Origin of the sequence: Methylocystis sp. ATCC 49242 (assembly GCF_000188155.2) — a bacterium.
Lineage (GTDB): Bacteria > Pseudomonadota > Alphaproteobacteria > Rhizobiales > Beijerinckiaceae > Methylocystis.
Genome location: NZ_KE124774.1, coordinates 913,282 through 935,289 on the forward strand (window position 1 = coordinate 913,282; position 22,008 = coordinate 935,289).

The following is a 22,008-nucleotide window of genomic DNA, read 5'->3' on the forward strand; positions in this document are numbered from 1 at the left end:
CCAGTCTCCTCACGAGAAAAGTTTCTGAGCCTTAAGCAAAGCCTCGGCCAGCCGATCGATCTCCTCGCGCGTATTGTAAAGCGCGAAGGAGGCGCGGCAGGTCGAGGTCACGCCGAAATGCGACAGCAGCGGCATGGCGCAATGCGTGCCGGCGCGCACCGCGACGCCCGAACGGTCGATGATCGTCGCAATGTCGTGCGCGTGCGCAGCCGCCATGTCGAAAGAAAGGATCGGCCCCTTGTCCGGCGCGCGGCCGAAAATGCGGAGCCCCTCGATCTCCGAGAGACGCTGATGCGCATAGGCCGTAAGGCCCGCCTCATAGGCGCGGATCGCGCCGCGGCCGATGCTTTCCATATAATCCAGCGCCGCGGCGAGTCCGACCGCCTGCGCGATCGGGGGCGTGCCGGCCTCGAAGCGATGCGGCGGCGCGTTGTAGGTCACGGTGTCGCGCGTGACGGTTTCGATCATCTCGCCGCCGCCGGCAAAGGGCGGCAGATTTTCGAGCCACTTCCGTTTGCCGTAAAGCGCGCCAATGCCCGTGGGCCCGTAAAGCTTGTGTCCCGTGACGATGTAGAAATCGACATCCAGCGCGCGAACGTCGACATCGAGATGCACCGCGCCCTGCGAACCGTCGACGACCAGCGGAACGCCATGCGCATGGGCGATGCGCGCGACCTCCGCAATCGGCGTCGGCCACGCAACCACATTGGACATATGCGTCAACGTGACGATCTTCGTTCGCTCGGTGAACATGTTCCGGAAGGCGTCGAGATCGAAGCGCCCGTCCTCGTCCACCTCGATCCATTTCAGCACGGCGCCCTTGCGTTCGCGCAGGAAATGCCAGGGAACGATGTTGGAGTGATGCTCCGTGAGCGAGAGGATGATCTCGTCGCCCTCGCCTATGTGCGCGAGCCCGTAAGATGCGGCGACGAGGTTCAGCGCCTCGGTGGCGCCGCGCGTGAAGATGATCTCGTCGGTCGACTCGGCGTTGAGAAAGCGACGCATGGTCTCGCGCGCGCCCTCATAGGCGTCCGTCGCCGCGTTGGCGAGGTAATGCAGGCCGCGATGGACGTTGGCGTATTCGTGCTCGTAGAAATGCGTCAGCCGCTCGATCACCGCGCGCGGCTTCTGCGCCGAGGCGGCATTGTCGAGATAGGCGAGCGGCTTGCCATAGGGACGCTCCGCGAGAATTGGGAAATCCGCGCGGATCGCCTCCACGTCATAGGCTGTTTCGGGAGGACGCACTGCGTGAGCGATCTGGTTCATCGCGTAATCCTCCGCGACAGCCACGCCGATATTCTCTCCGCGAAAAACGCTTGCAGCGCGTCGTCGTCGAGTCCCTCCATCGCCTCATTGGCGAAGGCCTCGATCAGGAGCGCCTCGGCCTCGCGGCGCGGCAGCCCGCGCGCCATGAGATAGAATAGCTGATCCTTGTCGAGCCGGCCGCATGTCGCGCCATGACTGCATTGCACGTCGTCCGCAAAGATTTCCAGCTCGGGCTTGTTGTTCATCGTCGCGCCGTCGGAGAGGAGCAGGCCCTTCGACTGCATGGCGCCGTCGGTCTTCTGCGCGCCGGGACGCACGACGATCCTGCCCTGGAACACGCCGACGCTCTGTTCGTCGAGAATGTTGCGGAAGCGCTCGCGGCTCTCGCCATTCGGTTTGGCTTGATCGACGACGAGAGTCGTGTCCGCATGTTGCCGGCCCCGTGCGAGCGTCGCGCCATTCAACGCGATATGCGCCCGTTCTCCGTCGAGCCGCGCGAAAATTTGGCGACGCAGCAGCCCGGCGCCCTCGATGAGCGCGTAGGATTTTACTGTCGCGCCTTCGTCGAGATGCGCGAGGAGGCTCATTACGCGCACGGCCTGCTCGGCGGCCCCCGACACGTGGCTGACGAGATCGAGCGCAGCGCCGGCAGCCAGCCGCAAGATCAATGTTTGATTGTCCTGCGCGGGCGCATTTGCGAGCGCCCCGACTGTCTCTATGAGCGTCGCGCGCGCGCCCTTGCCGACGAGCGCGAGCGAACGCGAAAATGTCGATTGCGCAGCGTCCGTAGAGACGAAACTTGCGAGCTCGATCGCACGCTCGATCACGGCGCCGGGCGCAATGCGCAGCACCACGCCGTCCTGCATCAGGGCAGCGTTGAGCGACACCATCGCGTCGTCGGCGCCGACGTCGGCGCTCGCCAGCGCGTCCATGACCTGTGGATCGCTTTGCGCGAGCGCGTCGCGCAGCGACTGGGCGACGACGCCTTCCGGCAGGCGGGCGACGTCGGAAAGATCGGGACGAAACACGCCGTCGAGAATCACCAGACGCAGCGAGTCGTGCGCCCGCTCCAGCGACGGCGCGGCGCGGGAGGCGGCGGCGATGGGCGCGGGCTTCGCCAACGCGGCCTTGATATCGGTGTAATGCCACGCCTCTACGCGGCGGTTCGGCAGGCCTTTGCGCGAGAAGTCGTCCCACGCCGCTTCGCGCAGACGCGGCGCGCCCTTTTCGCGCATTTCCTCATAGAAGGAGGAGAGCGCCGCCTCGGCTTCTGTCGCGAGCTTCACCATCGGGCTACGCCGCCTCTTCCGCAATGTAGTCCTGATAGCCGCGCTCTTCGAGTTCGAGCGCTAGCTCCGGCCCGCCGCTGCGCTGGATGCGGCCTTGCGCCATCACATGCACCGTATCCGGCTTGATGTAATCGAGCAGCCGCTGATAATGCGTGATGACGAGGAAGGAGCGCTCCGGCGAGCGCAGCGCGTTGACGCCCTCCGACACGACGCGGAGCGCGTCGATGTCGAGCCCCGAGTCGGTCTCGTCGAGGATGCCGACGCGCGGTTCGAGCAGCGCCATCTGCAATACTTCCATGCGCTTCTTCTCGCCGCCAGAGAAGCCGGAGTTCAGCGGACGGCGAAGCATTTCCTGAGAGACGCCGAGCCTGGCGGAAGCCTCGCGCACGCGCTTCATGAAGTCGGGCGTCTGCAATTCCGGCTCGCCGCGCGACCGGCGCTGGGCGTTCATCGCCGCCTTGAGAAAGGTCATGGTCGCGACGCCGGGAATTTCGACCGGATACTGGAAGGCGAGAAACAGGCCGCGCGCGGCGCGCTCATGCGGCTCGAGTTCGAGAATGTTCTCGCCGTTGAGCAACACCTCGCCCTCGGTGATTTCATAGCCTTCGCGGCCCGCGATCACATAGGAGAGCGTCGATTTGCCGGTGCCGTTCGGCCCCATGACGGCCGCGACCTCGCCGGATTTTATGGTCAGCGTAAGACCCTTCAGGATTTTCCTGTCGCCGACCGAGACGTGGAGATTCTTGATTTCGAGCATTGCAAGTTTCCGGTTCAGAGCGTTGCGAGCGAAGCGGACGAGAGAGGCCTCACCCCACGCTCCCCTCGAGCGAAATCGAGATCAGTTTTTGGGCCTCGACAGCGAATTCCATCGGCAACTGCTGCAGCACCTCGCGCACGAAGCCGTTGACGATCAGCGCCGTCGCTTCCTCCGCCGAAAGGCCGCGTTGCATGGCGTAGAAAAGCTGATCGTCCGAAATCTTCGACGTCGTCGCCTCGTGCTCGAATTGCGCGCTCGGGTTTTTCGACTCGATGTAGGGAACCGTATGCGCGCCGCAGTCATGGCCGATCAGCAGACTGTCGCATTGGGTGAAATTGCGCGCCCCTTCCGCCTTGCGATGCGCGGAGACTTGCCCACGATAGGTGTTCTGCGACTTGCCGGCGGAAATGCCCTTCGAGACGATGCGGCTCTTCGTGTTCTTGCCGAGATGGATCATCTTCGTGCCGCTGTCGACCTGTTGATAGCCATTCGACACGGCGATCGAATAGAACTCGCCTTGCGAATTGTCGCCGCGCAGGATGCAGGACGGATATTTCCAGGTGATCGCCGAACCGGTCTCCACCTGCGTCCACGAGATGTGCGAGTTGCGGCCGCGGCAATCGCCGCGCTTGGTTACGAAATTGTAAATGCCGCCCCTGCCCTCGCTGTCGCCGGGATACCAGTTCTGCACGGTGGAATATTTGATCTCCGCGTCATCCAGCGCGATCAGCTCCACCACCGCCGCATGAAGCTGGTTTTCGTCGCGCTTGGGCGCCGTGCAGCCTTCGAGATAGCTCACGTATGAGCCCTCGTCCGCAATGATCAGCGTGCGCTCGAACTGCCCCGTCTTCTGCTCGTTGATGCGGAAATAGGTGGAAAGCTCCATCGGGCAGCGCACGCCCTTCGGCACATAGACGAAGGAGCCGTCCGAGAAGACGGCGCTGTTCAGCGTCGCGTAGAAATTGTCCGTCACTGGCACGACGGAGCCGAGATATTTTCGCACCAGTTCGGGATGAGTCTGCACGGCCTCGGAGATCGGGCAGAAGATCACGCCCGCCTTGGCCAGCTCTTCCTTGAAGGTCGTCGCGACGGACACCGAATCGAATACGGCGTCCACGGCGACCTTGCGCGTCTCGACGCCGGCGAGAATTTCCTGCTCGCGCAGCGGAATACCGAGCTTTTCATAGGTGCGCAGCAGTTCGGGATCGACCTCGTCGAGCGACTTCGGCCCCGGCGTCGATTTCGGCGCCGAGTAATAGTAGAGATCCTGATAGTCGATCGACGGATAATGAACCCGCGCCCAGTTCGGCTCGCTCATGGTGAGCCAGCGTCGATAGGCCTCAAGGCGCCATTCGGTCAGCCATTCCGGTTCGTTTTTCTTGGCGGAGATGAAGCGAACGATGTCTTCGCTGAGGCCTTTTGGGGCCTTCTCCGACTCGATGTCGGTCGTAAACCCGTACTTATAGGCGTCGACGTCGATGGACTCGACGCGCGCAACGGTCTCCTGACGAGCCGCCATTTCTCTTTCTCCTCGTCACGACGGGTTCAAGGCCCGCCGGCCGATCGGTCCGCCGTTCTAGGCGATGGATCGCCGCGACCTCAATCGGTGCACGACTTTCGCAAGAACCATTCCAAACTGTTCTACATCCTCTTTGCGCGAAGACCAACCCAGACTGACGCGCAAAGCTACTTTTTCTGTCGCCCCCATCGCCGCAAGGACGTGGGATTCCCGCACTTTCCCCGACGAACAGGCCGAACCGCTCGACACCGCAACCCCTTCGAGATCCAGCGACATCAGCAGCGTCTGGGCGCTGAGGCCGGGAATCGCGAAAGCGCTCGTGTTCGCCGTCCGGGGGGCTTCCGCCCCGAAAAACCGCGTTTCCGGCGCGATTTGCGCGATCTGCGATTCGATCAGGCCGCGCAATTCGCCGAGTCGCGGATTTTCCTTGCCCGTCGCCGAGAGCGCCGCCTCGAAAGCCGCCGCAAAGCCGGCGATCGCGGCGACATTCTCTGTTCCTGCACGGCGGCCGAACTCCTGCCCGCCGCCGCGTAATAGCTTGTCGGATATGTGGAGTTCGTCGCGCGCGACGGCAAGCGCCCCGGCCCCCGCAGGCCCGCCGAGCTTGTGAGAGGAAAAGAACAAAAGATCAGCGCCAGTTGTCGCAAATGTCGTCTCGATCCGACTGATCGCCTGCGTCGCATCGCAAATCAGCACCCCGCCCGCCGCATGGACACGCTCGGCCGCCTCCCGGACCGGCTGGATGACTCCGGTTTCATTATTGACGAGTTGCAACGCAAGCATCAGGCGCTTGCCGGGGTGGCGGGCGAGCGCGGCGTCGAGTGCGTCCAGCGAAAGCTGACCCCGGGGCGTGAGTGGGACCGATTCCACCGCCGAGGAGGGGAAACGATGGCCCTGCAGCACCGCCGCGTGCTCACCCGCGCCCACGAGCAACAGGTCGAACGGCGCGGTCTCCTTCCCCCGCTGGAGCATTGGCGTCAGCGCCAGATTGGCGGCCTCGGTCGCGCCGCTGGTGAAGGTGACATTGCGCCGCGCCGTCCCGATTCCCTGCGCGATTCGGCTCCGGGCGCTCTCCAGTAGCGCCTTGGCCGCCCGACCCTCGGCGTGGACGGAGGACGGATTGCCGAGCGTCTCCATCGCCGCAAGCGCCGCCTCCCGCGCCTCGGGACGAAGGGGTGATGTGGCGTTGTGGTCGAGATAGATGCGCATCATGCGGGAGATTTAGCCGCTGGCGCCGCAATATGGGAGAGGCCGCCCTCGCCCCATCAGGAAAAACGCAGGCGCCGCCCCAGCCAGAACCCGAGGCGCTGCGCCAGCATCGCGAGCCCGAGCAGGCCGGCCAGCGAGGCGAAAATCGCATTGGCCGCCGTGACGGCGAGCGCTCCCAGCCCGAGCGCCGAACGCCCGAGCGTAGCGAGGATGGCGCGGGTCTTGCCCCCCTTCACGGCCGCGAGGCGGGCCGCCTTCCGCACTTGCGCGCCGTCTTCCGCGAGGGCGAGAACCTGATTTGCGCCACGCGCCCCGGCCTGACGGTAGAGAACCGCCGCGTCTTCGCCAAGCGCGCGGAACGTCGCCAGAGCGCCCGGCCGCACGACGCGCGCGGCCGCAGCCCGGCTTGCGGCGAGATCAAGTTTCACTGCAGCGGCGAGCCCGGCTGTGAGCGCTTCGCGGTCGATCGCCCTGGCGGCCGTTCGGGCCAGGGCCGACGCCAAAGGGCGCGTCAGGCGCCCCGTCTTCTGAGCGGTCTTGACCAGGGTCAATCCCCCACGCGCCGGCAACACCGCGCCGACGCTGCTCCAGGCGGCCGCGCTTAGCACGAGACCCGTAGCGGCGAGGCCGATCACCAGCTCGTCCGCCTTCTCGCCTCGCGCCAGCTTCGCCGCCTCGTTCCAAAGGTCGCGGGCGTCGCCGTAGCCTGTAAGATCACCCGCCAGCGCGCCGGCGAAAGCGGCGCCGCTGTCGCGGTTTCCATGCACGAAGCCCTGCGCGAATTCCTCGAGGACTTTGCCGCCGGCGCCCGCGCGCAATTCCTCCAGACGCTCGTTCTGGGCGGCGCTGGGAGCAAACCCGCGCTCGGCGCCGAGTTCGATGAAACTCGCCGCCAGGTCCTCGTCTCGCGATACAAGCGCCGCATCGAGTTCCTCGGAAAAGCGTGCGGGCGTCAGGGACTTGTCGAGCTGCGCGTCAGTCAGGGCCGCGGGATCGTCGGCCGCACGAAGCATGCGCCAGCCATCGAGGGCGGGGGTGAAATTGATCGTCGCCAGCACAAGGAGCGCGACGGTAAGTAAGCTCAACGAAACGAGGATGAGTTTCCGGGCCATGCGTAAGATGTGGGGACCGCGCGGGAGCCGCGGTAGTCCCCCGACAGATCCGGTCGGACAGGCGTTCGATCGAAAGGTCAGTTCAGCATCGCTGGCCGGCATCCCGAAAAAAGCCGCCGCCTGCTCACGTCAGGCGACGGCTGTCCTGTTTCGGCTGTTACGCAGGCGGCCCGAGCGCTTTACTTGTTCGTCACCCTAAACACGCTCGTAGACGTCGCGTTTTCCCTCGTAAACACATAAACATTCGTGTTTACCGACAGATAGTTCAGAAACACATTCGCAAAGCCGGACCCCAGCGAGGCGACATTCGCGGTCGAGATCGTCCGGAGGTCGATCTGTGTCCAGCGGTCGACGCTCCCGATCGGCGCAGCCGGATCGAATGCAAACGTCCATACCTTGAACCCCGTGGGGAAATTCATCGTGTATGTCGTTTTCATCATTGAAACGAGCATTCTTCCGGGAAGCGACTGCGGAAGGCCCACCATTGCGACGGTCGGCGCCGGGCAAACATTGTTTAGCCCAGTAGCCGGATTCAAAATCTTGCAGTCAGCGAGGACCGTCTGTCCGGCAGCCGGGAGCAACTCCTTCGAGACGATCGCGCCCGCGGGACCCAGGATTGTTATCGCGGCCTTCGGCGGGAGCGTTGTCGGGGAAGTCAGGGTAGAAGCGTTGGTTATCGCATAAAATTGCTGCGTTACGGCCGTCGCTGGCGACGCGGGGCCAAAAGTGTAGTTTAGAGCCCAGCCGGCAGGCGGAGTGGCGACGTAACCTGCAAGCGCCGAGTCATTTGCGGCAAAGAGTTTCGTCTTTCTCACGCCTGCCGCCTGCGCGGCGCAGGTCATCAGCAGCAAGCCAGACACGACGACAAAGCGCATTTTCATCATAAGCCCCCTCAATCTGAAAATATTTCTGTTGCGGTCACCAAGGCGGGGCCCAAAAGCGGAAAAAGCCGACTCGGCTCGGTCCCAAGGCCCACGCGCTCCCGGAGTCTGCCACACCCCAGCTAAGCTTTAAAGTGGCCCCCGATGCGGCTCGCTTACTGATCGGCCGATGACGAAATTCCTTGCAATTCACACGCCCCCGCGTGCTAGAACGCGCGCCTGCCCTTTTTCCACAGGGATTTCCAAATGCCCGAAGTCATCTTCACCGGTCCGGCCGGCCGGCTGGAAGGCCGGTTCCATCAGTCCGCCACCCGCGGGGCGCCGATCGCCATCGTGCTGCATCCGCATCCCCAGTTCGGCGGGACGATGAACAACCAGATCGTCTACCATCTTTATTACGCCTTCGCGGAGCGAGGTTTCTCCGTGCTGCGGTTCAATTTCCGGGGCGTTGGCCGCTCGCAGGGCTCTTTCGACCACGGCTCGGGCGAACTCTCCGACGCCGCCGCCGCGCTTGACTGGGCGCAAGCCGTCAACCCCGAGGCGCGCGCCTGCTGGATCGCCGGTGTCTCTTTCGGGTCATGGATCGGCATGCAGTTGCTCATGCGCCGGCCGGAGATCGAGGGTTTCGTCTCGGTCGCCCCGCCGGCGAACAGATTCGATTTCTCCTTCCTCGCGCCCTGCCCGTCCTCGGGCCTCTTCATCCACGGCGACCAGGACCGCGTGGCGCCTCTGAAGGAAGTGACGGGGCTGATCGAGAAGCTCAAGACGCAGAAGGGCATCCTCATCGAGCACGCGGTGGTCGAGGGCGCCAACCACTTCTTCGAGAACAAGGTCGAGCCGCTGATCGCCCATGTCGACGCCTATCTCGACAAGCGCCTGGGCAATCCGCCGCGCATCGCCATTCCCGCGCGCGGCGACTGAAGACGTCGCGAGCCTTCGGGCTCGCGATCACCCCACCTTCGCCAGAAGCCTCGGAACGATCTCTTTCTCGATCGTTTCCTCGTCGAGCGGATCATAGGTCGACCACTCGACGACGGGTCCCGGTCCCACGACAAAAGTCGCCGGCACGCCCCGGGCCCCGAGCGCGCGCTGCAGATAAGACCGCTCGTCGGCGCCGACGGCGACGAAGGGATTTCCATGCCTCGCCAGAAAATATCTGGCGCGTTCGGGCGGATCCTTTACATCCGCGCCGTAAATCGGCGCGAGATTGCGCTTCGCCAGCGCCATCAACAGCGGATGCTCCGCCCGGCAGCTCGGGCACCAGGACGCCCAGACATTCAAAAGCGAGCGTTTCCCCGCGAGATCGGCGCTGGAGAAACCCGGCACGGGCTTGCCCTCGGCGTCGAGCAGGCCCGGCACGGCCGCAAGCTCGAACTTCCCGATCGAGAAGGGATTGAAGAGCCGCGCCGAAATATCCTTCTTCTTCCAGACATGTTCGACGACGGCGCCGCCGGCGCCCAGAGCCGTGACGCCCATCGCACCGAGCAAGAGGCTGCGTCGTGTGGCGAACCATTCGCGGGGGCGGTTCTGCGGTGGGCTATGCGTCGGCATCGAAACGGCTCCGGCTCCGCTTCGATCACTCATTGCCGAGAATGATGAATTTATCGTTGGCGAAATCTCAGACGCGCAGCTTTTCCATCAGTCGTCCGGCGCCCGCGCCAGCACGCCGCCGGGCAAGGCCGATGGCGCGCCGGTCGTTGTCGGGAATGTGAGCGGCAATCCCTCCAGAACCCGCGCGGCGAGATAGGCGAAGGCTTGCGCCTCCATGGAGTCGGCGGACCAGCCGACGGCGTCGGCCGTCGTGACCTTGCACGGCAGGCGCATCACCAGTTCGCGCACGAGTATCGGATTGCGCGCGCCGCCGCCGCAGACGATGAGCAGTTGCGGCTGGTTCGGCAGATGCGGAAAAAGCCTCAGCACGGAAGCCGCCGTGAAGGCCGTGAGCGTCGCGGCGGCGTCCTCGGTCGAGAGCTTGCTCACGGCGTCGAGCGCAAAGGCGTTGCGGTCCAGAGACTTCGGCGGCGGCTGGTCGAAGAACGGATGCGCGAGCATGCGCAACAGCGCCGCCTCGTTCACCCGCCCCCGCGCCGCCATATGGCCATGGCGGTCGATTGGCGCGCCGGTGCGCTGGAGCATCAGATCGTCGATCAGCGCATTGCCGGGGCCGGTGTCGCAGGCGATGGGCTCCTCGCCGTCGGCCACATAGGTCACATTGGCGACGCCGCCGATATTGAGCAGCGCCACCTCGCCCTTCATGCCGCCGGCCATGACGAGCGCCCGGTGAAACACCGGCACGATCGGCGCGCCCTCCCCGCCTGCGGCGATGTCGGCGGCGCGGAAATCGTAAGCCACGTCAATGCCGAGGCGGTTCGCGAGCACCTGCCCGTCGCCGATCTGGATAGTGAGCTTCTGCTTGGGCCGATGCAGCACGGTTTGGCCGTGGAAGCCGACGATATTGACGCCGCCGGCCTCGATCGCATTATCGCGCAGGAAGGTCTCGACCGCCTCCGCATGGCGGTCTGTCACCATCTTTTCCGCGAAAGCCAGCACGCCCGGCCGCGCGTCGCGGTCCTCCAGCGTCGCGGCCTCGGCGAGCGCATTGCGCAACAGCGCGCGGTCGGGATCGGTATAGGGATAGTGCCCCGTCGGCCCGAGCGTTATGGCCGCGTCGCCGTCCGTCTCGACGAGCGCGACGTCGACGCCGTCCATGGAGGTGCCGGACATGAGGCCGATTGAGCGGTAGAGGGGCAAAGGCGAATCTCCCGGTGCGACCGCAACAGATTACGCGATTTGCCCAACCGCGAGCGACGCCGACGCCCCCGGCGATCAAATTTTGGCCAAATCAGCGCGTCATTGGGAAAAAACCACGGCAATGGAGTTCTGACTTGACGCGTTATTTCCTCATTTGCGCCGCCCTGCTCGCCCTCGCCGCCTGCAATCAGCCCGCGCGGCAGCCGCTCGCTACGCCCGCCGCCACGCCCCCTTCCGGCAACCTCTCAGGCTGTCCGGGAGCCGCGGACCAGGGAGGGTGCGATTCCTACAAGGCGGGAATCGCCGCGGGAAAAGCCGACAAGGCCGCGGGTCTGAGCGCCGAATACCGGCGCCATCAGGGCGAATTCGACGGCCGCAATGAAATGCTTTTCCGTCAGGGCTACGCCAACGGCTATTTCAACGACGGCCGTTGAGCGGGCGGCTCCCCTCCCAGCCCCACGCCGCCACGACCACGCCCAGGAGCGCCAGCATCGCCCACAGACCGAGGCCCAGTGGCGTCACTTCCACGCCAACGAGCGTCGAGGCGCCCGTCTGGCGAACGCCGATCCAGTCCGCGCCGCCATAGCGGTTGGCTTCGCGCATCTCGACGACGCGGGGCATGGTCACGGCGTCGCTGTTCCTGCTCAGGCGCCGCACCGTGCCGCCCGTCGCTTCGGCGAGGGGCTGCAGCTTCTCGGTGGTGGACGCCACCTCGCGGAATTCGCGCGGGTTCGCCGGCCCGACATTTACGAGGGCCGTAAGGCCGTCGCTCTCGAAGCGCCACAGGCCCATTTCCTTCGCGTCGAAATGCGCGCGCCACAGGCCCGGCTCGCTCTGCGTCACCGCAATCTCCTCCCGGGCGCCGGAAGGCGCCGTCGCCATGACGGGCGCAGCCACGTCCTTCAGGCTCTGGCGCTCTACGGTCACCTCGCGGCCGCGGGCGCTCGCGCGCAGCGCCTCCTCCTCGAGATCGGGCTCCTTCATCAGCCAATGCGCGAGGCGGCGCGTGAGATCGGCGTTCGGTCCGCCGCCGTCATAACCCCTCGCCCACAGCCAGATCTGATCGGACAGCAGCAGAGCGACGCGGCCCTTGCCCTCATGTGACAGCACCAGCAGCGGTTTGTCGCGCGCGCCCGAGAGAATCGACGTTCCCTTCAGCACATTGGCGTCGACCTGCCGGAACCACTCGCCCCAGGCCGGAGGATCGGATCTGGCGCCTGCAAGCCCGCGAGTAACAGGATGTTTCTCGCCGTCCTTGCTGACGCGCGCCTTGAACGCCTGTTCGAACAGCGCGCCGTCCGGGCGGGCGGGCAGGATGTTTTCGAGCGGCGAGTAATAGAGGCCGCGCAGCGTGGCGTAATCGGGCCCCACCGCCGCGAGGAAGGCGCCGCCCTTCTCGACATAGCGCGCGATATTCTCGAAATAGATCGAGGGCAGCAATGTCTGGTTCGAGTAGCGGTCGAAGATGATGAGATCGAACTCGTTGATCTTGCGCCCGAAGAGATCGGCCGTCGGAAAAGCGATCAGTGACAGTTCGCTCGCCGGCGTGATGTCGAGCTTTTCCGGCGGGCGTAAAATGGTGAAATGCACCAGCTCGACATTGGCGTCGGCGCGCAGCAGGTTGCGCCAGCTTCGCTCGCCCGGATGCGGCTCGCCGGACACGAGCAAGACCTTCAGCCGGTCGCGCACGCCCTCGATCGCGACAACCGCCTTGTTGTCGACGAGCGTCGGTTCGCCCGGCGCGGCCGGAACTTCCAGCTCCACGATGTTCGACCCGCCGTGGGCGACGCGCACGGGAATGTTGACGATGTCGCCCGGCACGGGGCTGTAGGTCGGCAGCAACTCGCCGTCGCGGCGCACAGTGATCGGCGCGCGCGCGCCGTCTCCGCCGGTGTCGATCACGCGGGCGCGGATCGTCTGGTCCTTGCCGACGATGCCGAAGCGCGGCGCCTCGACGAGTTCGATGCGCCTGTCGCGCTCGCCCTCCCTGCCGGTAATGAGCGCATGCACCGGCGCCTTGAACCCGAGCGCCTCGGCTTTTGCCGGGATGTCGTGGATGACGCCATCCGTAACGAGTATTGCCGCGCCGATGCGCTCGGGCGGCACATCCTTCAGCGCCTCGGAAAGGGCGCCGAAAAGCTTTGTGCCGTCATTTCCGCTGGCGTCATTGGTCGCGGTTATGACGCGTGTTTCAACGTCGCCGAATTTGGCGAGCGCCGCGTCGAGCGCCTTGCGCGCCTCCTCCGTCTGCGCTGTCCGCCCGCCAAAGTTCTGGCTCTCGCTCTTGTCGAGCGCCACGGCGACAACGGTCTTCTGCGGATCGCGCTTTTCTCGCACGAGCGAAGGGTCCGCAAGGGCCGTGAGGATCAGCGCCAGCGCGAGCGCGCGCAAAGCCGCTCCGCGCTGCCCTTTGGCGGCGGCGAAAATGAGAACGAGAGCGCCGATGACGCCCGCGGCCGCGAGCGCGGGCCACGGCAGAAGCGGCGAAAAGGCGAAAGTGAGGTCGGTCACTGCCCCAGCCTCTCCAGCAGGTCGCGCACATGCACCTGGTCGGATTTATAGTTGCCGGTGAGCGTATACATCACGAGATTCACGCCGCCGCGCAGCGCCATCTCGCGCTGGCGGGCGCCGCCCGGCGTGAGTGGAAAGAGCGGCTGGCCACGCTTGTCCTGCGCCCAGGCGCCCGCAAGGTCGTTCGAGGTGATGACGATCGCCGAGACGCTGTCGGTGGCGCGCACCGGCCGCGCGGCCGAGTCCTTGGGCTCGGGAGGAAGCGCCTCGACCCATGTCTCGCCGCTGGCGTAACGACCCACGAAGCCGTCGAGCAGATAGAATGTCTTGGTGATCACATGATCGCGCGGCACGACTTCCAGTTCGGGGACGTCGAGCCCCTTGGTCAGTTCGCGCAGCCACAATGTTTCCGGCGTCGCCGCGTCGCCGGGACGTTGCGCGAGCGCGTCGCGCGTATCGAATATGACGGTGCCGCCCTGTCGCATGTAGGCCGCGATCTTCGCCACGGTCCGGGCCGCAGGCTGCGGGGCCGAGGCGACGATCGGCCAGTAGAGCATGGGATAAAAAGCCAGCTCATCCTTCGCCGGATCGACTCCCACCGGATCGCCCGGCGAGAAGGAGGTGCGAAGCGACAACGCCTTCGACAGCGCTTCGAGCCCCAGATGCGAGACTTCATCGACCCCTGCGTCGCCCGAGACGACATAGGCGAGACGCGCGTTCAGCGCCGCCTCCCTGTCGCGCTGCGTAACGACCGGCTTCGCCGGCGTCTCCGCTCTTACGTAATCCATATGAGCCGATACGGAGAGCATAAACACGGCCCCCGCGGCCGTCGCGAGAGACCGCAATCGCAACTTTCCGGAGAGAACGAGCACGATCAGCGCGTCGGCGACGAAGGCGGCGAGCGCGCCGGCAAGGAGAGGCCCGCGGAAATCGACCGGCGCTCCCGATTTCAAAGCGCTGGTCGTCAGGCCGGCGCCGGCAAAGTCGAATTGCTGCAACTCATCTCCCGCCCTCAGCGCCTGCACGGCCACAAAGGCGTCGCCGGCGCCGTAAAGACCCGGCGGGTGTTCGGCGCTGGCGGGGCCGGCGAAATCGGCCGGGATCGGCCGCGCGGTCGGCCCGGGAGCGCCGAGCGCGCCGAAACCGTCGAGCGCGCGCAGCGGCGGCAGCATTCGACGGTCTTCCATCGGCGCGGACTCGTCTTCATCGGCAAGCCGGGTCGACTCGCCCGCCATCGCGGAGATGCGCTTCAGCATGTCGACGAAGAGGCCGGAAATCGGCAGATTCGACCAGCTCGTGTCGGCATTGACGTGGAAGAGCACGATGAGCCCCTTGCCGCGTTTTTCGGCGGTGACGAGCGGCGTTCCGTCGGAAAGGCGCGCCCATGTCTTCTGGACAAGACCGGGGTCCGGCTCAGCCAGCACCTGCCGCTGCACGCTGACGTCCTTCGACGCCGGCAGGCCGACGAAGGGGCTCGTCGCATCGAAATCGCTCAGCGCCTTTGGCGTCTCCCACGACATGGCGCCGCCGAGCACGCGGCCGTTGCGGCGCAGCCGCACGGGCAGCAGATCATCGGCGGCGTTGGCGAGACGCGGACCGGCGAAGCGCACCAGCGTCCCGCCGTCGTCGACGAATTTCGCGAGCGCGTCATAGGTCTCCCCCGGCGCAAGGCCCACGTCGGCCAGAACCATCACATTTGGCCGCTCGGCGAGCAGCGTCTGCACCGGCTCCACCGCGCCCGGACGGGCTTGGCGCAATTGCGCGAAGGGCGCGAGCGCCTTTTCGAGATAGTAAAGTGGCGAAAGCAGGGGCTGCGCCTCGTCGAGACCTGCGCCGCCGACGAGTGCGATGCGTTTGACTTTCGAGCGCGCGTCGAGAAGCGCCACGGCGCCGGCGGAGTTTTCGCCTTCGATGCGTAGCTGGCTCACGTCATTGCGCAGCTCGACCGGCAGATCGAGCCGCGCCTTCACGCGCAGCGACGAGCCGAAGTCGACGGCGGCCCGACCAATGGTCTGACCCTTGGCGTCAATGGCGATGACGGAAGCGCCGCCGTCCGAGACGCTGGCGCGAAGCACATCTACGCTGAGCGCGCTCGCGTCATTGGATGGCACCGCGAGAGCCTTCGGAACATGTTCATCCGTCAGCGCCTCTACGCGCGCGCCGGCGTCGGCGGCGTCTTTCAACGCTTTCGCGAAGGCCCCCGCCTCGCCCTGCGCGAGTCCATCGCTGAGCCACACGATTCGCACGCCTGCATGTGACTTTGCGAACGCCGAAACATGCGCCGCCGCCGCGCGACGATCCGCGAGAAAGGGCTTTGGGCGCGCCGACCGTAACTTCTCCAGCGCGCGCGCGCCGTCTGTAAGCGTCGGCGCCGCGGGTTCGGAGACGGCCGCAATAGCGACGGGCGCGCCCGATCTCGCCGCGCTCTCGATGATGGCGCCGGCGGCGCTGATCCGCCGATCCCATGTCGGCGCCGTGGGCCACCCATCATCGAACACGACGAGCGTCGGCGCGGAGGACATGACCACCGCGCCGGTGGGGCTCCACACTGGTCCGGACATGGCGAGAATTATCGCGGCGGCGAGCGCCAGTCGCAGGGCCGTGAGCCACCATGGCGTCCGGGAGGGGGTTTCTTCGTCCGGCTTCAGCTCGCGCAGGATTTTCGTCGGCGGAAAGATGATCTCCCGCGGGCGTGGCGGCGTAATCCGCAGCAGCCAGTAGATCAGTGGCAGGCTCGCAAGTCCGACCAGCGCCAGCGGCGCGGCAAAGGAAAGGCCGCCCATCAGCGCCGCTCCTCCACGCCGGAGGAGCCCGCTCCGAGCAGACCCATGGCGAGCGTCAGCGCCGCCTCCGCAGCCGGCCGGTCGGTATGATGCTGAAGGCAAAGGAAACCAGCGCCCCGCGCCGCGGCGCGCACCGCCTCGCGATGGGCGTCGAACCGTTGAGCATAGGCCGCTCGCAGGCTTCGGGCGTCGCCGGCGTGGAAAGCCGGGCCGCCGTCCGTGTCGAGGAACATGGTTTCTCCGGCGAAGGGGAAGCTTTCCTCGCTCGGGTCGATGATCAACAGCAGCGCGCCGGAGGCGCCGGCGTCCGCAAACTGGCGCAGCCTCATGGCGAGCGCTTCCGGCTCGGTGAGAAAGTCCGAAATCAACACCACACGGGCGCGGGGCCGCAGCGGCGCCTGCGGCGGCAGTTCGTCCCGCGCCGTCTCTCCAGCGCGCTCATAGAGAGCGCGGGCCAGCCGGTCGATCACGTCGCGCGCAGAAACAGGCGCGGTGAGCCCGAGCGCAGCTACCCGCTCGCCCCCACGGACGAGAACGTCGGCGAGCGCCAGCCCGAGCGTCACGCCCCGCGCCAGCTTGTCGTCTGATGCGAGCGACGAGGCGAAGGCCATGGAAGGCGAGCAGTCCATCCAGATGAAATAGTCATGCGCAGCCTCCCATTCACGCTCGCGCACGTAAAGCTGGTCGCCGCGCGCGGAGCGGCGCCAGTCGATGCGATGGGCCGCCTCGCCGGACATGAAGGGGCGATATTGCCAGAAGGTCTCGCCAACCCCGGCGCGCTTGCGGCCGTGAACGCCATAGGCGACGCTCGCCGCGATCTCATGCGCGCGGGCGACGAGGCGCGGAAGACGCGCGGCGAGATCCGCCGCCGCGGCTGCGTCCGCCACCCCGCGCGTCGCAGAGTCGTACGAGCGCGTCTCGACACTGCCGAAAAGGCTCATGTCACCCGATCCGCGCGACGAGCTTGTCGATGAGGTCGGAGACGCTCATCTCGCGCCGGGCGGCGAAATTCAGGGCCATGCGGTGACGCAGCACCGGCGCGGCGAGCACGGCCACGTCGTCGAGCGAAGGCGCGAGGCGACCCGTGGCGAGCGCGCGGGCGCGGGTGGCGAGCATCAGCGCCTGTGCGGCGCGCGGCCCCGGCCCCCAGGCGACATGCGGCGCGATGGCCGGATCGCCGTCGTCGGGACGGGCGGCGCGCACGAGATCAAGGATCGCGTCCACCACCTTGTCGCCGACCGGCAGCCGCCGCACGAGGCGCTGCGTCGCCATCAACTCCTCGGCGTCGAGAGCCTGAGCCGGATCGACGGATTTCTCGCCGGTCGTCTCCAGAAGCACGCGGCGCTCGCTGGCCCGGTCGGGATAATGCACGTCGATCTGCATCAGGAAGCGGTCGAGCTGCGCCTCCGGCAGCGGATAGGTGCCTTCCTGCTCCAGCGGATTTTGCGTCGCGAGCACATGAAAGGGGCGCGGCAGGTCGTAGCGCTTGCCGGCGACGCTGACATGGTGCTCCTGCATCGCCTGCAACAGGGCGGACTGCGTGCGCGGCGAGGCGCGGTTGATTTCGTCCGCCATAAGGAGCTGCGCGAAGATCGGCCCCTTGATGAAGCGGAAAGAGCGCGAGCGATCGGCGCCCTCCTCCAGCACCTCCGAGCCGATGATGTCGGCGGGCAAAAGGTCGGGCGTGAACTGCACGCGCTGCTCGGCGAGCCCCAGGACCTTGCCGAGCGTCTCGACAAGCTTGGTCTTGGCGAGACCCGGCACGCCGACGAGCAGGCCGTGGCCGCCAGCGAGGATCGTCACCAGCGCCTGCTCCACCACCTCGTCCTGTCCGAAGATGACGGCGCCGATGGCGGCCCGGGCGCGGCCGATATGGTCCAGCGCGCGTTCGGCGGATTCGACGACGGCGGTCTCGAGCGAGGTCGGCGCAAGTTCGGGTGAGGTCATGTGTCGGGGATTCTCTGCTAAGTCGCGGCGGGCCGCAGTCGTTTCCAACTTAGTTCGCCGGGGAGCTTTGTCGATCAGGAAAGCGAACGCGCCTTCAGCTTCGGCGGCCATACTTAACAGCGAAGGCGCGCGAATTGTGGCGGCGGCGCGATTGATGGCCGCCATGCGCGCCAAACATGTATAAGAGGACCGTCGTTTCAATCGCCGGAAAGGCCCCATCGCCCATGTGGCGCGCAGTTGTCGAAACCGCCCTTCTCTTTCTGACCCCCTTCGTCGCCTATGCGCTGTTTCATCTGCTGCAGCGGCGCTGGCCATTCGTGCGCGAACTCTGGCACGGCAGGATCGTTTCGCTGCTGACGATCGCGGGGCTCGTCGTCGCCATCGGGGGGATGCTGGCGCTCGGCCTGACCGAGCGCAATCAGGGCGTCTATGTCCCCGCCCATGTCGAGAACGGCAAGCTTGTGCCGGGCCGCTTTCAATGAACCTCGCGCAAAGGCTGCTCGATGATCCGCGCCTCGCGACGCTTTTCGCCGCTCTGGCGAAAACGGGCGGCGAGACCCGCGTCGTCGGCGGGGCCGTGCGGGACGCCCTTTTCGGGCTTCCGCCGCATGAGATCGATCTGGCGACGACCGCCCTGCCCGAGGACGTGCTCGCGGCGGCGCGGGATGCGGGACTGAAGGGCGTCCCGACGGGCATCGAGCATGGCACGGTGACGATCGTCGTCGCCGGAACGCCCTTCGAAGTCACGACATTGCGGGAAGACGTCGAGACCGATGGCCGCTTCGCCAAGGTCCGCTTCGGCGGCGATTTCGACCAGGACGCAAGGCGCCGCGACTTTACGGTCAACGCCCTGTCGCTGACGCCCGACGGCGAACTGCACGACCCCACGGGCGGGATTGCGGATCTGGAAGCCCGGCGCATCCGCTTCATCGGCGACGCGGCGACGCGAATCCGCGAGGATTATCTGCGCGTCCTGCGTTTCTTCCGCTTCAACGCGTCCCACGGCGAAGGCGCCTTCGACCGCGAAGGGTTGCACGAATCGATCATCGCGCGCGAGAATCTCGCCCGGCTGTCGCGCGAGCGCGTTCGGGCCGAACTGGTGAAACTGCTCCCGGCCCGCCGCGCGCCGGAGGTGGTGCGGGCCATGTCGCAGGCCGGGGTGATCGAGGTCATTCTCGGCATGGGCTACCCGGCGCGACTTGAGCGGCTCGCCGCTTTCGAGGCCGCGCAGGGAAAGAAACCCGACGCGGTCCTGCGCCTTGCCGCCTTCGCCGTGCTGACGGTCGAGGACGCGGAGCGGCTGCGGGATCGGCTGCGCCTTTCCAACGACGAATGGTCGCGGCTTTCCGCCGCCGCCCGCACGCTTGCGGCGCTTCATGGGATCGAGCGCCCGCCGCCGGTCTCGCATCTGCGGGAGATGCTGTTCATCTGCGGCGCGCGCGCCGCGGCCGACGCTCTGGCGCTGGCTTTCGCCGAGAGCGCAGCCGCGCCGGATGATCCGCAGTGGCTCGAGGCGGCAAAATATCTCGACGAGAACCCTGCCCCCGCCTTCCCGATCCGGGGCGCGGATCTCATCGCGCGGGGCGTGGCGCCGGGACGCGAGCTTGGCGCCGTGCTGAAGTCTCTGCAGGCTCAATGGATCCGCGCAGGATTTCCCCGCGACCCGCAGGCAGTGATGCAACTGCTGGAAGAGGCCGTGGGGATCAAGGAATGACGCGGAAGAAACTGGCCGTCGCAGCTCTCGCGATTATCGCCGCGCTGGCGGCGCGGGCGGAGGCCGCGCAATTGCAAGGATGCTACGTCCGCGTCTACGACGCCGACCATCTGGCGAAAAACCCGCGCCAGATCATCCGGCGAATCCAGTTCGAACGGGTGGAAGGCGATTACGATCCCCCGCAGTACGGGGTCCGTGTCCATCTCAAGGGCGACAAGCGTCCATGGGACGCCGGAGGCCCGTGTAAACCCGAGGGCGCCTCCCTGCGTTGTGACCTCGACGGCGACAGCGGGCATGTTCGCGCGACCGCTGACGGCGACAAGCTTCGGCTGGAGGTTATCGACTACATCGGCTTCGAAGCGGATGCGAAGAGTGGCGATCTGGATCGGAAGTCGTTCTCCGACGCCGCGCACAAGACCTTCATCCTATCCCGCGAGAAGCCGAAGGCGTGCAAATAGCGCCTTCGCCTCGACTCAACGCGACAGCCGCAGTTTCGAGAGATTCATGGCTATCTGCGAAAAGGCGCGGTCGATCTGCGTGGAGTCGGTCGCCAGCAAATAATGATCCGCATTCGTGGCGCAGCTCTTGAGCAGATTGATGCCGGCGGCGTCGATCGGGTTGGTAGAGACCGAGAAGGCGATCGAATAGATTTCGATCCCCTTCGCCTTGGCGTTCTCGCACGATTGGCGCGTCAACTCGTCCTGCGCCTGCCGGGACACGGATTTGTAATCCGTCCAGCTATTCGCCGCCCCGTCCAATTGCGACTGATAGTCGACGCCATTTCCCTGCGTGCCGTCGGGGAGCCGTCTGTTCTTCGCGCCATTGTAGCTGTAATAGCCAAGCGCTTCGTAATAGGAGCCGCCGACCGTGTTGGTGTTGCTGGTCCAGTTGTTGTAGCCGTCGGTCATCAGCACGAGAATTTTTCGGACGCCCGCGGTGTTGTAGGCGCTGCCCGCGCTGAATGGCGGATTTGGCGAAATCGAGCGCCAGGCCCACATCACTCCTTCATGCAGATTTGTGTCGCCCGCGGCAGTGAGTTGCGCGATTTTTGCCGTAATGGTCGATTGCGTTGGCGTGAGCTGGAGCGCCGTTTGCGTCGCGGCGTTGGGACACATCCCGTTCGGCCCGTTGAAGGCGCCGCCTCTCGAAGCGAAGACGCCGCCGGTCCAGCCATTCCCGGCGGTGGCGCCGAACCAGCTCCAGATCCCGCTGGTCCAGCCGGTCGCGGGTTTGTATTTGCATGTGCGAGTCAGATCGGTCCAGCCGCCGAAGGTCCAAAGGCTGCAGCCCCCGCCGTCGTCGTTCAGGTAATTGTTTTCATAGGCCGATGAGTCCGGCTCGTCCGGGGCCAGATAGGGCACGAAGAGCGTTTCCGCATTGCCGGCCGTCGGCGCCGTCTCGGTAACATTCATCGGATAGGGCTGCGGCTCGTAGCAGCCGCCGAAATCCCAGTCGGCGCGCTGGGATTTCAGATTAGAGAACACATTGAAACGGCTCGTGAAGCCCGCGGCGTTGGCGTTCGCCTTGCCGCCGAAAGTGATCCAGTGCTGGGAGGACAGCCCATTGACGTCGATCCACGGCAGCGCCCTGTTCGCCGCAACGGTCGGGTCTACCGGAATGACGAGACCCGCGAAGGGCGTGATCGCGATCTTCACCTTTCCGGGCGACTTCGCGAACATCGAGTTGACGAAATTCGTCGCGGCCGTTTTCAGGGACTGAATTTTGGTCGCTCCCCCCGCGCTCTCGTTCATCGAGCCGGAGTTGTCGAGCGCGAGCGCAATCTCGTAATTGGTCGAGCCGCCGCCGATTTCGGCGCAGGACATCACGGCAGGCGCCATCGAGTCGATGCGCGCAATCTTCATGATCATGGTCGGAATGCTGACCTGCGCGTCGATGCAAAACGTCTTTCTGTCCGCCGAGATCGTGGCGTTGCTGATCGTCGCGGCGGCGAGGCGTTGGCTGGCGGAGCGCAAGACGTTCTGGGCCTGCTTGATGGCGTCTGCGGTTGAAGTGGCGGCGGTGATTCTCGACGCGACCGCGAGCGCGGCCGTGTCGGCTCCCTGTTGGAGAACCTTGTGCGTCGTGACGCCGCGCGCATAGTCGACGGCTGCGCCGGCCATCATCATGACAGGGATGACCGACAGCCCGAAGAGCATCACGACATTGCCGCGATGGTCGGAAACGAATTCGTTGACTGGTCGCTTCATTATGCAGCCCCGATCTGGTCGGAGCTGAAATTGGCAGGAAATGCTCAAGCTAAAGTTATCTT

General features: G+C 65.8%; 19 protein-coding genes. 5 read left to right on the plus strand and 14 right to left on the minus strand.

The window, feature by feature from the left end:
* Positions 1-9 precede the first annotated feature (9 nt).
* The 7 genes from MET49242_RS06395 to MET49242_RS06425 all read right to left on the minus strand — a co-directional run bounded on the left by MET49242_RS06395 (position 10) and on the right by MET49242_RS06425 (position 8,033).
* Positions 10-1,266, minus strand: coding sequence for a cysteine desulfurase (locus tag MET49242_RS06395; protein ID WP_036287155.1), 1,257 nt, complete (start codon positions 1,264-1,266; stop codon positions 10-12).
* Positions 1,263-2,555 (minus strand): Fe-S cluster assembly protein SufD, encoded by a 1,293-nt coding sequence (sufD, locus tag MET49242_RS06400; protein WP_036281544.1) that lies wholly within the window; start codon positions 2,553-2,555, stop codon positions 1,263-1,265. The genes MET49242_RS06395 and sufD overlap by 4 nt, the downstream gene beginning before the upstream one ends.
* Positions 2,556-2,559: 4 nt before the next feature.
* Entirely contained in the window at positions 2,560-3,312 is a 753-nt protein-coding gene (sufC, locus tag MET49242_RS06405) for a Fe-S cluster assembly ATPase SufC (RefSeq protein ID WP_036281547.1), read from the minus strand.
* 49 nt (positions 3,313-3,361) lie between these two features.
* A complete protein-coding gene (sufB, locus tag MET49242_RS06410; RefSeq protein WP_036281549.1) occupies positions 3,362-4,831 on the minus strand; it encodes a Fe-S cluster assembly protein SufB in 1,470 nt (489 codons plus the stop codon).
* Between the two features lie 57 nt (positions 4,832-4,888).
* Positions 4,889-6,040, minus strand: a complete 1,152-nt coding sequence (locus MET49242_RS06415) for a cysteine desulfurase family protein (RefSeq protein ID WP_084679298.1) — start codon at positions 6,038-6,040, stop codon at positions 4,889-4,891.
* A gap of 56 nt (positions 6,041-6,096) precedes the next feature.
* Positions 6,097-7,125, minus strand: coding sequence for a hypothetical protein (locus tag MET49242_RS06420; RefSeq protein ID WP_144259492.1), 1,029 nt, complete (start codon positions 7,123-7,125; stop codon positions 6,097-6,099).
* A gap of 206 nt (positions 7,126-7,331) precedes the next feature.
* Positions 7,332-8,033 carry a hypothetical protein gene (locus MET49242_RS06425; protein WP_144259493.1) on the minus strand — a complete coding sequence of 234 codons (702 nt, stop codon included), beginning with the start codon at positions 8,031-8,033 and terminating at the stop codon, positions 7,332-7,334.
* A gap of 246 nt (positions 8,034-8,279) precedes the next feature.
* Between MET49242_RS06425 and MET49242_RS06430 the strand changes: the two genes are divergently transcribed.
* Entirely contained in the window at positions 8,280-8,954 is a 675-nt protein-coding gene (locus MET49242_RS06430; RefSeq protein WP_036281557.1) for an alpha/beta hydrolase, read from the plus strand.
* Between the two features lie 27 nt (positions 8,955-8,981).
* Here the strand turns inward: MET49242_RS06430 and MET49242_RS06435 are convergent, their stop codons facing one another.
* Together MET49242_RS06435 and MET49242_RS06440 are read right to left on the minus strand one after the other, a co-directional pair.
* Positions 8,982-9,584, minus strand: coding sequence for a redoxin family protein (locus tag MET49242_RS06435; RefSeq protein WP_051134472.1), 603 nt, complete (start codon positions 9,582-9,584; stop codon positions 8,982-8,984).
* A gap of 87 nt (positions 9,585-9,671) precedes the next feature.
* A complete protein-coding gene (locus MET49242_RS06440; RefSeq protein ID WP_084678919.1) occupies positions 9,672-10,784 on the minus strand; it encodes an anhydro-N-acetylmuramic acid kinase in 1,113 nt (370 codons plus the stop codon).
* A gap of 134 nt (positions 10,785-10,918) precedes the next feature.
* Here MET49242_RS06440 and MET49242_RS06445 point away from each other — a divergent pair, with 134 nt between their 5' ends.
* Entirely contained in the window at positions 10,919-11,218 is a 300-nt protein-coding gene (locus MET49242_RS06445; protein WP_036281562.1) for a hypothetical protein, read from the plus strand.
* Here the strand turns inward: MET49242_RS06445 and MET49242_RS06450 are convergent.
* From MET49242_RS06450 to MET49242_RS06465, 4 genes are read right to left on the minus strand one after another with little or no spacing between them, the layout of a single operon-like run.
* A complete protein-coding gene (locus tag MET49242_RS06450; protein ID WP_036281565.1) occupies positions 11,202-13,295 on the minus strand; it encodes a membrane protein in 2,094 nt (697 codons plus the stop codon). The two genes, MET49242_RS06445 and MET49242_RS06450, sit on opposite strands and share 17 nt — an antisense overlap.
* Positions 13,292-16,078, minus strand: coding sequence for a DUF4159 domain-containing protein (locus MET49242_RS06455; RefSeq protein ID WP_036281567.1), 2,787 nt, complete (start codon positions 16,076-16,078; stop codon positions 13,292-13,294). Before MET49242_RS06455 ends, MET49242_RS06450 begins: the two co-directional genes overlap by 4 nt.
* Complete coding sequence (locus tag MET49242_RS06460; protein ID WP_036281569.1) at positions 16,078-17,019, minus strand: DUF58 domain-containing protein; 942 nt, start codon at positions 17,017-17,019, stop codon at positions 16,078-16,080. Before MET49242_RS06460 ends, MET49242_RS06455 begins: the two co-directional genes overlap by 1 nt.
* Position 17,020: 1 nt before the next feature.
* Positions 17,021-18,025, minus strand: coding sequence for a MoxR family ATPase (locus MET49242_RS06465; protein ID WP_036287161.1), 1,005 nt, complete (start codon positions 18,023-18,025; stop codon positions 17,021-17,023).
* A 224-nt stretch (positions 18,026-18,249) separates the two neighbouring features.
* Between MET49242_RS06465 and MET49242_RS06470 the strand changes: the two genes are divergently transcribed.
* Genes MET49242_RS06470 through MET49242_RS06480 form a run of 3 tightly spaced genes read left to right on the plus strand, consistent with a single transcriptional unit; the run spans position 18,250 to position 20,197 of the window.
* Positions 18,250-18,507, plus strand: coding sequence for a DUF6111 family protein (locus tag MET49242_RS06470; RefSeq protein ID WP_036287162.1), 258 nt, complete (start codon positions 18,250-18,252; stop codon positions 18,505-18,507).
* Positions 18,504-19,739: a CCA tRNA nucleotidyltransferase gene (locus tag MET49242_RS06475; protein WP_036281571.1), complete on the plus strand. Its 1,236-nt coding sequence runs from the start codon at positions 18,504-18,506 to the stop codon at positions 19,737-19,739. The genes MET49242_RS06470 and MET49242_RS06475 overlap by 4 nt, the downstream gene beginning before the upstream one ends.
* Entirely contained in the window at positions 19,736-20,197 is a 462-nt protein-coding gene (locus MET49242_RS06480; RefSeq protein ID WP_036281573.1) for a hypothetical protein, read from the plus strand. The genes MET49242_RS06475 and MET49242_RS06480 overlap by 4 nt, the downstream gene beginning before the upstream one ends.
* A 15-nt stretch (positions 20,198-20,212) precedes the next feature.
* Here MET49242_RS06480 and MET49242_RS06485 read toward each other — a convergent pair whose 3' ends face one another.
* Positions 20,213-21,946 carry a TadE/TadG family type IV pilus assembly protein gene (locus MET49242_RS06485; RefSeq protein ID WP_036281576.1) on the minus strand — a complete coding sequence of 578 codons (1,734 nt, stop codon included), beginning with the start codon at positions 21,944-21,946 and terminating at the stop codon, positions 20,213-20,215.
* Positions 21,947-22,008: the final 62 nt, after the last annotated feature.

Bases quoted from the DNA above. Each gene is read 5' to 3' on its own strand.
- MET49242_RS06395 (WP_036287155.1), bottom strand. From the start codon at position 1,266: ATGAACCAGATCGCTCACGCAGTGCGTCCTCCCGAAACAGCCTATGAC.
- sufD (WP_036281544.1), bottom strand. From the start codon at position 2,555: ATGGTGAAGCTCGCGACAGAAGCCGAGGCGGCGCTCTCCTCCTTCTAT.
- sufC (WP_036281547.1), bottom strand. From the start codon at position 3,312: ATGCTCGAAATCAAGAATCTCCACGTCTCGGTCGGCGACAGGAAAATC.
- sufB (WP_036281549.1), bottom strand. From the start codon at position 4,831: ATGGCGGCTCGTCAGGAGACCGTTGCGCGCGTCGAGTCCATCGACGTC.
- MET49242_RS06415 (WP_084679298.1), bottom strand. From the start codon at position 6,040: ATGCGCATCTATCTCGACCACAACGCCACATCACCCCTTCGTCCCGAG.
- MET49242_RS06425 (WP_144259493.1), bottom strand. From the start codon at position 8,033: ATGAAAATGCGCTTTGTCGTCGTGTCTGGCTTGCTGCTGATGACCTGC.
- MET49242_RS06430 (WP_036281557.1), top strand. From the start codon at position 8,280: ATGCCCGAAGTCATCTTCACCGGTCCGGCCGGCCGGCTGGAAGGCCGG.
- MET49242_RS06435 (WP_051134472.1), bottom strand. From the start codon at position 9,584: ATGCCGACGCATAGCCCACCGCAGAACCGCCCCCGCGAATGGTTCGCC.
- MET49242_RS06455 (WP_036281567.1), bottom strand. From the start codon at position 16,078: ATGGGCGGCCTTTCCTTTGCCGCGCCGCTGGCGCTGGTCGGACTTGCG.
- MET49242_RS06460 (WP_036281569.1), bottom strand. From the start codon at position 17,019: ATGAGCCTTTTCGGCAGTGTCGAGACGCGCTCGTACGACTCTGCGACG.
- MET49242_RS06465 (WP_036287161.1), bottom strand. From the start codon at position 18,025: ATGACCTCACCCGAACTTGCGCCGACCTCGCTCGAGACCGCCGTCGTC.
- MET49242_RS06470 (WP_036287162.1), top strand. From the start codon at position 18,250: ATGTGGCGCGCAGTTGTCGAAACCGCCCTTCTCTTTCTGACCCCCTTC.
- MET49242_RS06475 (WP_036281571.1), top strand. From the start codon at position 18,504: ATGAACCTCGCGCAAAGGCTGCTCGATGATCCGCGCCTCGCGACGCTT.
- MET49242_RS06480 (WP_036281573.1), top strand. From the start codon at position 19,736: ATGACGCGGAAGAAACTGGCCGTCGCAGCTCTCGCGATTATCGCCGCG.
- MET49242_RS06485 (WP_036281576.1), bottom strand. From the start codon at position 21,946: ATGAAGCGACCAGTCAACGAATTCGTTTCCGACCATCGCGGCAATGTC.